Source organism: Corynebacterium sp. HMSC074A01, from assembly GCF_001831515.1.
GTDB lineage: Bacteria > Actinomycetota > Actinomycetes > Mycobacteriales > Mycobacteriaceae > Corynebacterium.
Genome location: NZ_KV825615.1, coordinates 260,639 through 274,142, shown reverse-complemented (window position 1 = coordinate 274,142; position 13,504 = coordinate 260,639). Strand labels below are relative to the sequence as shown.

Sequence of the window (13,504 nt, the reverse complement as noted above, 5' to 3'; positions counted from 1 at the left end):
AGAATGGGCCACCATGGAATCGCTTGAGCTGGCCCGCATCATCGCCCAACGCTTGGCAGACAACGTCACCGACGTGGTCATGAGTCCAGGTTCGCGCAACTCGCCGCTCGCGTACGCGCTCTTGGCGCGCCGGGACATCCGCGTGCACATGCGTATCGACGAGCGCTCGGCCGCCTTCACCGCCTTAGGCCTCGCGCGTGTGCAGCGCCGCCACGTCGGCGTGGTCATGACCTCCGGCACCGCCGTCGCCAACGCGCTGCCCGCTGTGGTGGAGGCGCACATGTCGCACATACCGCTCGCCATCATCAGCGCGGATCGTCCCGCCCGCCTGGTGGGCACCGGGGCATCGCAAACGATTTGGCAGGACGGCATCTTCGGCCGCTACGCCGCTACCCAGCAGGTGGCAACGCGCGAGGAAGCCGAGGCCGTCTCCTTTGCCGCCGACCAGGTGCACATCAACGTTGCGCTGGATACCCCGCTCGTGCCCGAAACCCTGCCCGCGCCGGTGGGCGAGCCGCGCCGGGTCGGCCCGGGCAGGCTCGAGACTGCGCCCACCTGGGTCGACCACGGCGCCGTGGACGTGGACTTGACCCGCAACACCCTGGTCATCGCTGGTGATGAGGCCTGGGACGTACCCAGTCTGGAGCACGTGCCCACCATCGCGGAGCCGACCGCGCCCGCCCCCTTCCACCAGGTGCACCCGCTCGCCGCACGCTTCTTTGCCAAGAGCGAGGTGGCGATCTCGCACGACGGCGGCGACTTCGCCGCGGAGACCAAGCCGGAGCAGCTCATCGTGGTGGGGCACCCGACCCTGCACCGCGACGTCATGGCGCTGATGGCCGATCCGGACATCGAGGTCATCGGGATCTCGCGCACCGAGACGTTCACCGGCCAGCCGGATCGCCGCGGATCGCGCGTCAACGCCACGGACCAGCCCACGGATAGCTGGATCAAGATCTGCGAGGCCGCAGGCGAGGTCGGCGCGCAGACCGTGCGCGATGCGCTGCAGGAGGACAACTTCGGGCTGACCGGCATGCACGTCGCCGCCGCGGTGTGCGACACCTTAGGCGTGGGCGACACGCTCGTGGTGGGGGCGTCCAACCCGGTGCGCGACGTGAGTCTGGTGGGCATGCCTTTCGACGGCGTGTCCACCTATGCCGCGCGCGGAGCCGCGGGTATCGACGGCACGCTCTCCCAAGCTGTCGGCATCGCCCTGGCCACCCAGGCGCTGCACCCGGACGAGATCCGCGCCCCGCGCACCGTCGCCCTGGTGGGCGACCTCACCTTCCTGCATGACATCAACGGCCTGCTCATTGGCCCCGACGAGCCGCGCCCGGGCAACCTCACCATCGTGGTGGCCAACGACAACGGCGGTGGTATCTTCCACACGTTGGAGGCCGGCGCGGAGTCGGTGGAGCGCGACTTTGAGCGGGTGTTTGGGACAAGTCATGACGTGGGCGTCGAAAAGCTGGCCGAGGCTTACGGGGCGGCCTACGCGCACGCGGACACCCTGCCGGAGCTTTTGGAGACCTTGATTGCACTCGAGGCGGAGCCCAACCCGATCACCATCGTCGAGGTGGACACCACGCGCGCGACGCGGCGGGCGCTGGCGCAGAGGCTGACCAAGTGATCCAGTGGCAGCGGCGCGCCAAACAGCTGGTGCTGGGGCTCTACCTGGCCGCCATGCTGGGCGCGGTGGCGATGGTGGGCGGGGCCGCGATGAACGACGCGCGCATCATGGCCGATCCTGGCCGCGGCATCGCCACGGTGACCGGGGTGAGTGCGTGGCGCACCTCGATCGAATACCAGGACGCCGAAGGTCGGCACTTCTCACCGCCGAGCGGGCTGCTGTACCCCTCGGGGCTGGGGGAGGGCCAGCAGGTCTGGGTGACCTACGCCAAGAGTGATCCCAACCTGGTCAAAGTGGAGGGACGCGGCTGGGCGCTCGCGCTGATCCCTGCCGTCTCGGTGGCGGTGGTGGCAACATTGGTGTTCGCGGCCGTGTGGCTGGCGGTGCGCCGCTGGGTACCACAGCGTTCACGTTGAGTTATAACAAAGTTTGCGCAACGGTTGAGTGGTGTTCGCGCGGACATGGGAAGGTAACACAGTATGCGAGTCGGAATAGTCGCGGAATCATTCCTCCCGAACATCAACGGAGTGACCAACTCGGTGCTCCGGGTGCTCGAGTACCTCAAGGCCAACGGCCACGAGGCGCTCGTCGTCGCCCCGGGCGCGCGCGACTTCCAGGAGGAAGTCGCTGACTACCTGGGGTTTCCCATCGTGCGCGTGCCCACCATGCGCGTGCCGCTGGTGGACTCGCTGCCGATCGGCGTGCCCACCACGAATGTCACCGCGGCGCTCGCGGACTTTGACCCGGACATTATCCACCTGGCCAGCCCGTTCGTGCTCGGCGGTGCGGGCGCGTTCTCCGCGATGCAGCTGGGGGTGCCCGCGGTCGGGCTGTACCAGACTGACGTGGCGGGCTTTGCCACCAAGTACCAGCTGTCCGCAGTGGCGGCGCTGGCTTGGGACTGGACGCGCAACATTCACAACCGCTGCCAGCTCAACCTCGCGCCGTCCTCGGAGGCGATCCGGGAGATGGAGGCTCACGGCATCAAGAACGTGAAGCGCTGGGGCCGCGGCGTGGATGCGGAGCTGTTCCACCCCACGAAACGTTCGGACATGCTGCGGTATCAGTGGGATCCCACGGGGCAAAAGAAGATCGTCGGATTCGTCGGCCGGCTGGCCAGTGAGAAGAGCGTGTGCCGCCTCGCGGTGCTGGAGCAGGACCCAGACATCCAGCTCGTCATCGTGGGCGACGGCCCGGAGCGCGACGCGCTCGAGCACCTCATGCCGTCTGCCGTGTTCACCGGCGCGCTGTCCGGCGAGCAGCTGGCCCGCGCGTACGCCTCGCTGGACCTGTTCGTGCACACCGGCGAGTTCGAGACCTTCTGCCAGGCCATCCAGGAGGCGCAGGCCTCCGGCGTGCCCACCATCGGCCCGAAGGCCGGCGGGCCGATCGACCTGATCCAAGACGGGGAAAACGGCCTGCTGCTGGAGGTGGACACCTTTAGCGAAGAGCTTCCCGACGCCGCCCGCTACCTGCTCGACCCCGCCCGTCTGGACGAACTCAAGCACAACGCCCGCGAGTCCGTGGCTGATAAGACCTGGGATGCGTTGTGTGAGCAGCTGCTCGGGTACTACGAGGAGGCGCGCGCTGGCTACCGCTCGAACGTGGTCAGCATCTTCGGGCGCGATATCACGCTGCCGAAGTGGGCGGGGAGGCGTCGGAAATCGCGCGGGGCTTAAGGCCAGGTAGACTGACCAACTATGTCAGTCTCGGATCTGTCTGCAAGCACCCAGGATTACCTCAAGGCGATCTGGGAGCTTGAAGAGTGGTCGGACGAGCCGGCCACCACCTCAATGATCGCGAAGGCGCTGGGCGTGAAGCAGTCGACGGTGTCTGACACCGTGCGCAAGCTGGCTGACCAAAAACTCGTCTCGCATAAGCGCTACGGCTCCGTGCAGCTGACGGAGCAGGGGAGGGCGCACGCGCTGCAGATGGTGCGTCGCCACCGCCTGATCGAGACTTTCCTGGTGCAGGTGCTCGACTACTCGTGGGACGAAGTCCACGACGAAGCCGAACAGCTCGAGCACGCCGTCTCCGACCTTTTAGTGGAACGGGTGGCGGCCCTGCTGCACTACCCGACCCGCGACCCCCACGGCGACCCGATCCCCGCCGCCGATGGCTCGATACAGGCCCCCGACGCCGTCACCCTGAGCACGGTGGAACCGGGCAGCGACGTGGTCATCGAGCGGATCTCCGACGAAGACCCGGAGCTGCTGCGTTACCTCCACGCCCACGGCCTGAACGTCGGCTCGCACCTCCACGTGGCCGAGGGCGCGCCCTTTTCCGGGGCGGTGGAGGTGCAAAACGCGGCCGATGGCGTGACTATTCCGCTGGGGCGTGCTGCGACTGACGCGGTGTACGTGAGCGCGCCCGGGCACGCACCAGCCCCCGGGGCCCAAAAAGATACACCAGCGTAAACACGCAGGCCTGCGCGAGCACCATCATCGCTCCGGTAGCGGTGTCCAGGTAGTAGCTGCAGTACAGGCCCAAGACCGCGCAGCCGGCGGCCATGGCAGGCGCGATGAGCAGCATCTTGCCAAAGGAATCGGTGAGCAGGTACGCCGTCGCGCCGGGGATGATCAGCATGGCAACAACAAGGATCACGCCCACGACCTGCAGCGCAACCACCGTGGTGAGCGCGAGCAGGGCGAGCAGCCCGGCACCGAGTGCGCGCGGGCTCAGCCCGATCGCGTGCGCGTGGATGGGGTCGAAGGCATAGAGCGTCAGATCCCGCCGCTTGAGCAGCAGCGCGCCGAACACGAGCACCGCAAGCCCGATTACCTGCAGCATCTCCGCGCGGGACACGCCCAAAAGGTTGCCAAAGATGATGTGGTTTAGGTCCGTGTGCGAGGGCGTGACCGAGATGAGCACCAGCCCGAAGGAGAAGAGCGAGGTAAACACGATGCCGATCGCGGCGTCCTCCTTGACCCGCGAGGTGTTGCGCACCAGGCCGATCAGGGCGACCGCGAGGAAGCCGAAGAGCACGGCGCCGACGGCGAAAGGTGCGCCCACGATGTAGGAGAGCACCACGCCGGGCAGGACCGCGTGGGAGACCGCGTCGCCCATCAGCGACCAGCCGACCAGCACGAGCCAGCAGGACAGCATCGCGCAGACGATGGAGGCGGTCAGCGCGGTGGCCAGCGCCCGGCCCATGAAGCTGTAGTTCAGCGGATCCAATAAGAGTGACATCATGCGTGTTCCTCCGTGTGCGTTGGGGTCATGCCGAAGCCGCGGGCGAGGTTTTCCGGCCGCAGCACGTCCTCGGTGGGGGCGTGCATGAGCACGCGCTTATTTAACAGGACGGATTCCTCGGCGAGCGCGGGCAGGGCAGCGAAGTCGTGCGTGGAGACAAACAGCGTGGTGCCTTCGTCGACGAGTTCGCGCAGCAGTGCGGTGATCGTCGCTTCGGATTGCTTGTCGACGCCCGCGAACGGCTCGTCGAGAAGCATGATGCTCGCGCCCTGCGCAATGCCGCGGGCGACGAAGGCGCGCTTCTTCTGCCCACCCGAAAGCTGGCCGATCTGGCGATCGGCGAAGTCGGTCAGGTGCGTGCGCTCCAGGGCCTCATTGACGGCGTCCTCATCGCGACGGTGCGGGCGGCGTGTAAAGCCCATGTGGCCGTAGCGGCCGGTCATGACGACTTCGCGCACGGTGATTGGGAACTGCCAATCCACCTCTTCGCTTTGCGGGACGTAAGCGACTACCTGGGCCTTGCGTGCGGCGGCGGGGTGCGTGCCGTTGATCTGCACTGTGCCCGTATCGGGTTTGACCAGCCCCATGATCGCCTTGAACAGGGTGGATTTGCCAGAGCCGTTCATTCCGACGAGCCCGCAGGCGCGGCCCGGGGCGATGGACACGCTGGCTAAGTGCAGGGCCTCCACATCGCCGTAGCGGACGGTCACGCCTTCGACGCTGATCGCGGGCGTCATGATGCCTGCCCCGTCAGGCCCTCGATGATGGCGGAAGAGTCGTGCTTGATCAGGTCCAGGTAGGTGGGCACGGGACCGTCCTCAAGAGAGAGGGAGTCGACGTAGAGGGTGTCGCCGAGCTGGGCACCCGTGGCGTCGACAACCTGCTGCATGGCCGCGTTGGAGACAGTCGACTCGCAGAAGACGGTGGGCACTTCGTTGTGCTTGACAAACTCGATGGTGCGGGCGATCTGCTGCGGGGTCGCCTCGTTTTCTGCGTTGACCGGCCAGATGTACTGCTCCTGCAGCCCGGCGTCGCGGGCGAGGTAGGAAAACGCGCCCTCGCAGGTCACCAGCGCGCGCTGCTGCTCGGGGAGTGCCGAAAGTTCGCGCGTCATCTCGTCCTGGACTTCCTGCAGCTGCGCCTTGTAGTTCTCCCCGTTTTCCGCGTACTGCTCGGCGTGCTCCGGGTCGAGCTCGCTGAAGGCATCGACGATGTTGTCCACGTAGGTCTGCACATTCTTCGGGCTCATCCAGGCGTGCGGGTTGGGTTTGCCGGCGTAGGCGTCCTCGGTGATGTCGATCGGCTCGATGCCCTCGGAAACCACGGTGTGCGGGACGTCGAGCTCTGCCACGAACTGGGCGAACCAGTTCTCCAGGTTGAGACCGTTGTCCAGGATGAGATCCGCCTCCGACGCCTTGGCGATGTCGCCCGGGGTCGGCTCGTACCCGTGGATCTCGGCACCGGGTTTGGTGATGGATTCCACCCGCAGGTGTTCGCCGGCGACGTTGGCGGCGATGTCTTGGATGACGGTGAAAGTGGTCAAAACGACCGGTTCATCGCCGGATGAAGGGTCGTTGGCGCAGCTTGTCGCGCCGCATGCGAGGAGGAGGGCGGCGCAGACGCCGAGTGCCCGTCGGATCATGGTGTGTCTTTCTCTTTCGATGTGTCTTGGTAGAGGGAAGTTTAAACTTCGGTGGAACGAAGTTGCAAGAAGAGCTCCGGTGAACACCCACGGAAGTGGGGTGGAGCCGTACAATGCATTCCTATGGCCAAGGCAGATCTGGAGAAAAAGCCCTTCGACGTCGCCGGCATGTTTGACGGCGTGGGCGAAAAATACGACCTCACCAACACCGTCCTGTCCTTTGGGCTGGATAAGTACTGGCGGCGTCGTACGCGCGAGCGTCTCCAGCTCGCCCCGGGGGAGAAGGTGCTTGACCTGGCCGCGGGCACCGCGGTTTCTACCGTTGAGCTGGCCAAGTCGGGTGCCTGGGTGGTCGCCTGCGATTTCTCTCAAGGCATGCTCGCCGCCGGCCGTGACCGCGACGTGCCCAAGGTGGTGGGCGATGCGATGCACCTGCCTTTTGCCGACGCCACCTTCGACGCCGTCACCATTTCCTACGGACTGCGCAACGTCTACGACTTCGAAGCGGGCTTGCGCGAGATGGCGCGCGTGACCAAGCCAGGCGGTCGCCTTGTAGTCAACGAGTTTTCCCCCCCTGTCGTGCCCGGCTTCCGTACCTTCTACAAGGAGTACCTGCCGGTCGCGCTGCCGCTTTTAGCCAAGGTCTTTTCCTCCAACGCGGAGGCCTACGAATACCTCGCTGAGTCCATCCGCGCCTGGCCGGACCAGGAGGAGCTCGCCGCGGCGATCAACCGCAACGGCTGGCAGGACGCGGGCTGGCAGGACCTAAGTGCCGGGATCGTGGCGCTGCACAGCGCGACGCGGGCTGGTTAAGCGCTGGCTAGGCGCCGGCTAGGCAGCGTCCCACAGCGCGCTGCCGCGCGGCGCGACTCGCCCGGCTGCGCGCCAGGCGCGGGCGACCAGGTCGGTGTCTTCTTCTGTAATCAGGTTGCCCATCAACCGTGCTGCAGCGGGCATGAGGTAGCGACCGCCAAGCCCGCGCAGCGCGAGCGGGCCCGCCGCAGGCAGGAACTGCGGGTAGGTCAGAAGGCGTGCCGCCGTCCGGGCCAGCGCGAAGGCGTCGCCGTAGGCGCGGCGCAGCACGTAGGGCCACGCGAGCGTGAGGTCGGCGCGCTCGGCGAGTAGCTCGACCGCCATGACCGCCGTTTCCATCCCGTAATCGATGCCCTCGCCGTTGAGCGGGTTGACGCAGGCTGCGGCGTCGCCGATCAGCGCCCAGTTCGGGCCCGCCACGTTGGAAACCGCACCGCCCATGGGTAACAGGGCCGAGGTGACCTCTTGTGGTTCGCCTAAGCCCCAGTCGGCGGACTGCTCGCGGGCGTAGTGTGCGAGCAGCTTCTTCGTGTTCACCTTGGCTGGTCGGGCGTCGGTAGATAGGGCTCCGCAGCCGAGGTTGACCGTGCCGTCGCCAAGCGGGAAGATCCACCCGTAGCCCGGCTGGATCTCACCAGCCGGGTCGCGCAGCTCCACGTGCGAGTGCATCCAGGGCTCTTCGCTGTGCGGGCTTGTGCAGTAGGAGCGGGCGGCGATGCCGTAGACCTGGTCCTTGTGCCAGGTGCGGCCGAGGCGCTTGCCGAAGGGGGAGCGCACCCCGTCCGCGACGATGACCCAGCGCGTGCGTACTGGGCCGCGGTCGGTGTGGACTGCAGTGATTGCGCTGTGGGCGTCGAAGTTGGCGTCGCGCGCCGCGCACCCGGTCCAGACGGTCGCGCCGGCGGCGGTGGTGTGGTCGATGAGTGCGGCGTCGAAAAGCTTCCGCGGGCTCGCCGAGCCCAACGTGCCGTAGTGGCTGTCAGGCCAGGGGGCGGTGACATCCCCGCCGTAGCCGTGGAGCTTGAGTCCCTGGTTGCGGTAGGCGGGCAGTACCTCTTCGAGGCCGAGCGTGCGCAGCGTGTGCACCGCGCGCGGGGTGAGTCCATCGCCGCAGGTTTTGTCGCGGCCGTGCTCGGCGGCGTCGACAAGCAGGGTGGAAAAGCCCGCACGCTGGGCGGCAATCGCCGCGACCGCACCCGAAGGGCCCCCGCCGACGACAACGCAATCAAAGACATCCATCACGGCCAACATTGTGCCAGGCTTGCCGGCACGGACTACCCCGGCCCCGCTGATACACGCAGGGAGCGTGTTGCACTACGGTTGAGGGCACTACTCGTGGGTCGCTGCGTGCTGCCATAAAACTGGTGCGCGGCGGCCGTCTCGCCCAACCTTAAAGGATGGTATCGATGACCAACGCCAACCACGCGTCGCAAAGCCATGCGTTCACCATGGATCTTGGCGACGACGCCCTCAACCAGCGCATCGCGCACGGGATGGGCGAGGTGGAACGCGTGCTGCTCGAGCGGCTCTCACAAGGCGAAGACTTCATCACCGACAAAGTCACGCACCTCGCCGTCGCCGGCGGCAAGCGCTTCCGCCCGCTCATGGCGCTTTTGTGCAGTGAGTTCGGGCCGCACCCGGAGGCCGAGAACGTGGTCAAGGCTGCCGCGATTACCGAGATGGTGCACCTGGCCACCCTGTATCACGACGATGTGATGGATGAGGCGGACCGGCGGCGCGGCGTGGAATCCGCCAACAGTCGCTGGGACAACACGGTGGCCATCCTCGCGGGCGACGTGCTGTTCGCGCACGCCTCCCGGATCATGAGTGAGATCGACACCGCCACCGTCGCCCACTTCGCCGATACCTTCCAAGACCTGGTCACCGGCCAGATGCTGGAATCCATCGGCGCGCGCGGCGGGGACCCCATCGAGCACTACCTCAAGGTGATTGAGGGCAAGACGGGCGTGCTGATCGCCTCCGCCGCCTACTTGGGTGCTACGCACGCCGGGGCGAGCCGCGAGGTGGTGCAAAGCTGCCAGCGCCTCGGCGCCGCGGTCGGCATGATCTTCCAGATCGTCGACGACATCATCGACATCTTCTCCGACCCCGAACAGTCCGGGAAAACCCCCGGCACCGACCTGCGCGAGGGCGTGTTCACCCTGCCCGTCCTCTATGCCATGGCGGAGGACTCGGAGGCCGGCCGCGAGCTGCGCGAGATGCTCACAGGGCCTTTGCAGACCGATGCGGAGGTCGAGCGTGCCCTTGCCTTGATCGGTCAGACCGAGGGCAGGGCACGCGCGCTTGACGACGTCAACGCCTACCTCGCCGCCGCCAACCGCGAACTCGACAGCCTGCCCCAGGGGCCCGTCACCGAAGCGCTGCGCCAGCTGTCTCGCTACACCATCGACCGGGTCGGCTAGTTTGGATTTTGTGGCGCTGACCTGCTGATTTGTTGTTTACTGGCAAGGGTGTTGTAAGGTAGTCAACGCACTTAAGGTGCACGCCAGGTTGCCCGAGCGGCCAAAGGGAGCGGACTGTAAATCCGCCGGCATTAGCCTTCAGAAGTTCGAATCTTCTACCTGGCACAGTGTTTACCCACTGCCTCTATGTGAGGTGGTGGGTTTTTGCGTTGGGGTGGTTGCGGGTTGGGGTTGCTCGGTTGCGGGTTGGGGTTGCTCGGTTGCGCACGTGAAAGATTCGACCACTTTTCCAGTTGTATATACAAGTTTCCTGGGGAAACGGTGCGGGGTGAAAAAATCTTTCACAGCCCTCGATTGCATCGTTGAGAGGGGTGTTTATAGCGCACATAAACATGCGCGAAAACCAGTGGTGTGCAGGCGATTTGTGTTCTATAAGCGGTTCGGGTTAATCTTTTCAAGGCTTCAACGGAGCGGGTCACACCGAAAGGTAAGACTCACAACAACGAGGCTGTGCCCCCTTAGCTCAGTCGGCAGAGCGTTTCCATGGTAAGGAAAAGGTCGACAGTTCGATTCTGTCAGGGGGCTCTGTTGTTTGCCGGGGCCTTCCCGGTAGGCGCAGGGCGGTGTAGCTCAGTGGTAGAGCAAGCGACTCATAATCGCTGTGTCGAGAGTTCAATTCTCTCCATCGCTACTCAACCTTTAAAGCGGGCGCGACGGTGTCCGTGGTAGGGTTAGGCTCCTGTACGTGTAAAACAATGCAGGAACCTAGGGGCGTGGCGCAATTGGTAGCGCAACGGTCTCCAAAACCGTAGGTTGCAGGTTCGAGTCCTGTCGCCCCTGCCAAAACATCAACGTGGAGGAGTTTTCTTGACTAACCCCAACGGTCAGAACCCAGCACAGCCGACCGGCAAGCGTCAGCTGCGCGGGGTTTCTCCTGTTTCCACGGACGCTTACGAGCAGAAGCGCACGCCCGCGCAGCCCGACACCGACGAGGACTCGAAGAAGAGTAGCGTCGCCGCGTTCCCCGGCGAAGTCGTCGAAGAGATGCGCAAGGTCATCTGGCCGACCGGCAAGGAAATGCTGAACTACACGCTGATCGTGTTCGCCTTCCTCATCGTGCTGACCATCATGGTGTGGGGCACTGATCGCCTGGCCACAATGCTGGTTGAATGGATCTTCATCCGTTAGCTATAATGCTTGAAGGTTATTTAATATCCCGCCGCCTCGGAAAGACTCGAGGGGCGGGATAAGTTTTTGGCCCGCACTCGTACCCGCCAAGGGGGGTACGCTTGGGTGGGACGTGTAAAGGATCGAAGGAGACTGACCATGGCAGAGGACAACGAGCTGGAGATGATCGGGGAGGGCGCGCCCGTGGAGGCGCAGACCGATCCGGAAACCAACCCGGAAACCAACGCGGACGACGCCACGCAGGAGCCTGACGCAGAGGCAGCTGAGGCCGAGCGCGAGGCAGAGCTCGACATGGTCGAGGAGGGTGCCCCGGTTGCGCCGGAGACTGATCCCGAGACCGAGCCAGCGGCTGAGACTGCAGCCGAGGGTGAGATCGCGCAGGGCGACGTCAACGCTGCGGCTTCCGCGCTGGGCGACGACGACGCAGCCGAGGCGGACGCCGAGTACAAGCGCCGCCTGCGCGCCTACGTGCGCGAGCTGAAGAAGCTGCCGGGCGATTGGTACATCATCCAGTCCTACTCGGGCTACGAGAACAAGGTGAAGACCAACCTGGAGATGCGTATCCAGACCCTCGAGGTGGAGGACTCCATCTACGACGTGGTCGTGCCCATCGAGCAGGTCATGGAAAAGAAGGACGACAAGCGCAAGCTGGTCAAGCGCAAGCTGCTGCCGGGCTACGTGCTCGTGCGCATGGAGATGAACGACGCGGCGTGGTCCGTGGTTCGCGAGACTCCGGGTGTGACCAGCTTCGTGGGCAATGAGGGGAATGCGACGCCCGTCAAGCACCGTGACGTCGCTAAGTTCCTGATGCCCAAGGCCGCCCCGGTCGAGGGCCAGGCGGCGAAGACCAACGCCGAGGGCGAGACCGTCGTGGATCTGCCGCAGGAGGAGAGCACGCCGAAGATCTCGCACGACTACAAGGTCGGCGAGGCCGTCACCATCCTGTCTGGTGCCTTCGCCTCTGTCTCCGCGACCATTTCGGAGATCGACGAGGAGACCGGCAAGATCCAGGCGCTCGTGTCCATCTTCGGCCGCGAGACCCCGGTGGAGCTGACCGCAGACCAGATCGAGCGGATCATGTAACAGGAGCGTTTTGCTTCTGAGGCTCTACCTGCCGTAAGCTGATACGTCGCGCGTGCCCACACGTGGGTAAGGCGCGACGTTTTTGTTCGTCTCCCCGGTGGCTCTGAACGAAATAGGGCATCCGGAGGCGCGCCACCAAACATCGTGGGTGGAGCGTCGTACCAAGGAATTGAGGTTTAACGATGGCAAAGAAGAAGGTCACTGGCCTGATCAAGCTGCAGATCGAAGCAGGCATGGCGAACCCGGCTCCGCCGGTTGGTCCGGCTCTCGGTGCGCACGGCGTGAACATCGTCGAGTTCACCAAGGCCTACAACGCCGCTACCGAATCGATGCGCGGCAACATCATCCCGGTGGAAATCACCGTCTACGAGGACCGCTCCTTCGACTTCATCCTGAAGTCCCCGCCGGCAGCTTCCCTGCTGCTCAAGGCTGCGGGCATTCAGAAGGGCTCCGGCGTCCCGCACACCCAGAAGGTCGGCTCCGTCACCTGGGATCAGTGCAAGGAGATCGCTGAGACCAAGAAGAAGGACCTCAACGCCCGCGACATCGAGGCTGGCGCCGCGATTATCGCTGGTACCGCCCGTTCCATGGGCATCACCGTCGAGAAGTAAAACCTGCTCGACGTTCACGGTGGGAGGGCCGGCCAGGCCCGGACCACCACTCCTTGAAATCACATTCGAAGAAAGGAACGCAACATGGCTAAGAAGTCCAAGCGTTACAACGAGACTCTCGCACAGGTCGACCGCAACGCCCTGTACCACCCGCTCGACGCCGTCAAGCTGGCGCAGGAGACCTCCTCCAAGAACTACGACGCCACCATCGACGTCGCTATGCGCCTGTCCGTCGACCCGCGCAAGGCCGACCAGCTGGTCCGCGGCACCGTCAACCTGCCGCACGGCACCGGTAAGACCGTCCGCGTCGCCGTCTTCGCCGAGGGCGAGAACGCCACCAAGGCGAAGGAAGCTGGCGCCGACATCGTTGGCACCGACGAGCTCATCGAGCAGATCAACGCTGGTCAGCTCGACTTTGACGTTGCCATCGCAACGCCGGATCAGATGGCCAAGGTTGGCCGCGTCGCTCGCGTGCTCGGCCCGCGTGGCCTGATGCCGAACCCGAAGACCGGCACCGTCACCCCGGACGTGGCGAAGGCTGTCTCCGAGTCCAAGGGCGGCAAGATCGCCTTCCGCGTGGACAAGGCTGCGAACCTGCACGCACTGATCGGTAAGGCTTCCTTCACCGCCGAGCAGCTCGCTGAGAACTACGGCGCTCTGCTCGACGAGGTGCTGCGCCTGAAGCCGGCATCTGCCAAGGGCATCTACCTGAAGAAGATCGTCGTTTCCGCGACCCAGGGCCCGGGCGTCCCGGTTGACCCGTCCGTGGAGAAGGACTACGCCAAGAAGGCATAAGTCCCACGCGCGTTGAGCGCCCCGGTGCCAGACTCTTCGTGAGTCTGGGGCCGGGGCGCTTTTGCTTTGGGTGTGCGTAGGGGGCGGGGGCGGGATTGGTCTAAATGGAGCTAGCTCCGTTTGGGGT

14 protein-coding genes and 4 tRNA genes are annotated in these 13,504 nt (G+C 65.2%); 14 read left to right on the top strand and 4 right to left on the bottom strand.

Annotated features, from left to right (window positions below):
* The first annotated feature begins 13 nt into the window (after nt 1–13).
* The 4 genes from menD to HMPREF2550_RS05040 all read left to right on the top strand — a co-directional run bounded on the left by menD (nt 14) and on the right by HMPREF2550_RS05040 (nt 4,047).
* Nucleotides 14–1,630: a 2-succinyl-5-enolpyruvyl-6-hydroxy-3-cyclohexene-1-carboxylic-acid synthase gene (menD, locus tag HMPREF2550_RS05055; protein ID WP_070790069.1), complete on the top strand. Its 1,617-nt coding sequence runs from the start codon at nt 14–16 to the stop codon at nt 1,628–1,630.
* Nucleotides 1,630–2,046, top strand: coding sequence for a DUF3592 domain-containing protein (locus HMPREF2550_RS05050; RefSeq protein ID WP_070790223.1), 417 nt, complete (start codon nt 1,630–1,632; stop codon nt 2,044–2,046). Before menD ends, HMPREF2550_RS05050 begins: the two co-directional genes overlap by 1 nt.
* A gap of 63 nt (nt 2,047–2,109) precedes the next feature.
* Nucleotides 2,110–3,309 carry a glycosyltransferase family 4 protein gene (locus tag HMPREF2550_RS05045; protein ID WP_070763367.1) on the top strand — a complete coding sequence of 400 codons (1,200 nt, stop codon included), beginning with the start codon at nt 2,110–2,112 and terminating at the stop codon, nt 3,307–3,309.
* A gap of 21 nt (nt 3,310–3,330) precedes the next feature.
* Nucleotides 3,331–4,047, top strand: coding sequence for a metal-dependent transcriptional regulator (locus tag HMPREF2550_RS05040; protein ID WP_070790067.1), 717 nt, complete (start codon nt 3,331–3,333; stop codon nt 4,045–4,047).
* On the opposite strand, the gene HMPREF2550_RS05035 is transcribed toward HMPREF2550_RS05040, so the two are convergent.
* From HMPREF2550_RS05035 to HMPREF2550_RS05025, 3 genes are read right to left on the bottom strand one after another with little or no spacing between them, the layout of a single operon-like run.
* Nucleotides 3,953–4,822: a metal ABC transporter permease gene (locus HMPREF2550_RS05035; RefSeq protein WP_070763364.1), complete on the bottom strand. Its 870-nt coding sequence runs from the start codon at nt 4,820–4,822 to the stop codon at nt 3,953–3,955. The genes HMPREF2550_RS05040 and HMPREF2550_RS05035 overlap by 95 nt on opposite strands.
* Complete coding sequence (locus HMPREF2550_RS05030; protein ID WP_070763360.1) at nt 4,819–5,559, bottom strand: metal ABC transporter ATP-binding protein; 741 nt, start codon at nt 5,557–5,559, stop codon at nt 4,819–4,821. Before HMPREF2550_RS05030 ends, HMPREF2550_RS05035 begins: the two co-directional genes overlap by 4 nt.
* Entirely contained in the window at nt 5,556–6,464 is a 909-nt protein-coding gene (locus HMPREF2550_RS05025; protein ID WP_070790065.1) for a metal ABC transporter substrate-binding protein, read from the bottom strand. Before HMPREF2550_RS05025 ends, HMPREF2550_RS05030 begins: the two co-directional genes overlap by 4 nt.
* Nucleotides 6,465–6,587: 123 nt before the next feature.
* Here HMPREF2550_RS05025 and HMPREF2550_RS05020 point away from each other — a divergent pair, with 123 nt between their 5' ends.
* A complete protein-coding gene (locus tag HMPREF2550_RS05020; protein WP_070790063.1) occupies nt 6,588–7,277 on the top strand; it encodes a demethylmenaquinone methyltransferase in 690 nt (229 codons plus the stop codon).
* Nucleotides 7,278–7,295: 18 nt separating this feature from the next.
* Here the strand turns inward: HMPREF2550_RS05020 and HMPREF2550_RS05015 are convergent, their stop codons facing one another.
* Nucleotides 7,296–8,516, bottom strand: coding sequence for a geranylgeranyl reductase family protein (locus tag HMPREF2550_RS05015; protein ID WP_070790222.1), 1,221 nt, complete (start codon nt 8,514–8,516; stop codon nt 7,296–7,298).
* A gap of 167 nt (nt 8,517–8,683) precedes the next feature.
* Here HMPREF2550_RS05015 and HMPREF2550_RS05010 point away from each other — a divergent pair, with 167 nt between their 5' ends.
* From HMPREF2550_RS05010 to rplA, 9 genes are all read left to right on the top strand, one after another.
* Nucleotides 8,684–9,700, top strand: coding sequence for a polyprenyl synthetase family protein (locus HMPREF2550_RS05010; RefSeq protein ID WP_070790061.1), 1,017 nt, complete (start codon nt 8,684–8,686; stop codon nt 9,698–9,700).
* 82 nt (nt 9,701–9,782) lie between these two features.
* Nucleotides 9,783–9,865: transfer RNA gene (locus HMPREF2550_RS05005), tRNA-Tyr, on the top strand.
* A gap of 347 nt (nt 9,866–10,212) precedes the next feature.
* Nucleotides 10,213–10,285: transfer RNA gene (locus HMPREF2550_RS05000), tRNA-Thr, on the top strand.
* A gap of 34 nt (nt 10,286–10,319) precedes the next feature.
* Nucleotides 10,320–10,391, top strand: a tRNA-Met gene (locus tag HMPREF2550_RS04995).
* A gap of 76 nt (nt 10,392–10,467) precedes the next feature.
* Nucleotides 10,468–10,543: transfer RNA gene (locus HMPREF2550_RS04990), tRNA-Trp, on the top strand.
* 24 nt (nt 10,544–10,567) lie between these two features.
* Complete coding sequence (gene secE, locus HMPREF2550_RS04985) at nt 10,568–10,888, top strand: preprotein translocase subunit SecE (RefSeq protein ID WP_070763352.1); 321 nt, start codon at nt 10,568–10,570, stop codon at nt 10,886–10,888.
* Between the two features lie 138 nt (nt 10,889–11,026).
* Nucleotides 11,027–11,971: a transcription termination/antitermination protein NusG gene (gene nusG, locus HMPREF2550_RS04980; RefSeq protein ID WP_070790059.1), complete on the top strand. Its 945-nt coding sequence runs from the start codon at nt 11,027–11,029 to the stop codon at nt 11,969–11,971.
* A gap of 182 nt (nt 11,972–12,153) precedes the next feature.
* On the top strand, nt 12,154–12,582 hold the full coding sequence (gene rplK, locus HMPREF2550_RS04975; protein ID WP_038588169.1) for a 50S ribosomal protein L11: 429 nt from the start codon (nt 12,154–12,156) through the stop codon (nt 12,580–12,582).
* Between the two features lie 84 nt (nt 12,583–12,666).
* Entirely contained in the window at nt 12,667–13,377 is a 711-nt protein-coding gene (gene rplA / locus HMPREF2550_RS04970) for a 50S ribosomal protein L1 (protein WP_038588172.1), read from the top strand.
* Nucleotides 13,378–13,504: the final 127 nt, after the last annotated feature.

Coding starts and splice junctions, on each gene's coding strand:
- HMPREF2550_RS05040 (WP_070790067.1), top strand. CDS start 3,331: ATGTCAGTCTCGGATCTGTCTGCAAGCACCCAGGATTACCTCAAGGCG.
- menD (WP_070790069.1), top strand. CDS start 14: ATGGAATCGCTTGAGCTGGCCCGCATCATCGCCCAACGCTTGGCAGAC.
- HMPREF2550_RS05035 (WP_070763364.1), bottom strand. CDS start 4,822: ATGATGTCACTCTTATTGGATCCGCTGAACTACAGCTTCATGGGCCGG.
- HMPREF2550_RS05030 (WP_070763360.1), bottom strand. CDS start 5,559: ATGACGCCCGCGATCAGCGTCGAAGGCGTGACCGTCCGCTACGGCGAT.
- HMPREF2550_RS05020 (WP_070790063.1), top strand. CDS start 6,588: ATGGCCAAGGCAGATCTGGAGAAAAAGCCCTTCGACGTCGCCGGCATG.
- rplA (WP_038588172.1), top strand. CDS start 12,667: ATGGCTAAGAAGTCCAAGCGTTACAACGAGACTCTCGCACAGGTCGAC.
- HMPREF2550_RS05045 (WP_070763367.1), top strand. CDS start 2,110: ATGCGAGTCGGAATAGTCGCGGAATCATTCCTCCCGAACATCAACGGA.
- rplK (WP_038588169.1), top strand. CDS start 12,154: ATGGCAAAGAAGAAGGTCACTGGCCTGATCAAGCTGCAGATCGAAGCA.
- HMPREF2550_RS05010 (WP_070790061.1), top strand. CDS start 8,684: ATGACCAACGCCAACCACGCGTCGCAAAGCCATGCGTTCACCATGGAT.
- HMPREF2550_RS05025 (WP_070790065.1), bottom strand. CDS start 6,464: ATGATCCGACGGGCACTCGGCGTCTGCGCCGCCCTCCTCCTCGCATGC.
- HMPREF2550_RS05015 (WP_070790222.1), bottom strand. CDS start 8,516: ATGGATGTCTTTGATTGCGTTGTCGTCGGCGGGGGCCCTTCGGGTGCG.
- nusG (WP_070790059.1), top strand. CDS start 11,027: ATGGCAGAGGACAACGAGCTGGAGATGATCGGGGAGGGCGCGCCCGTG.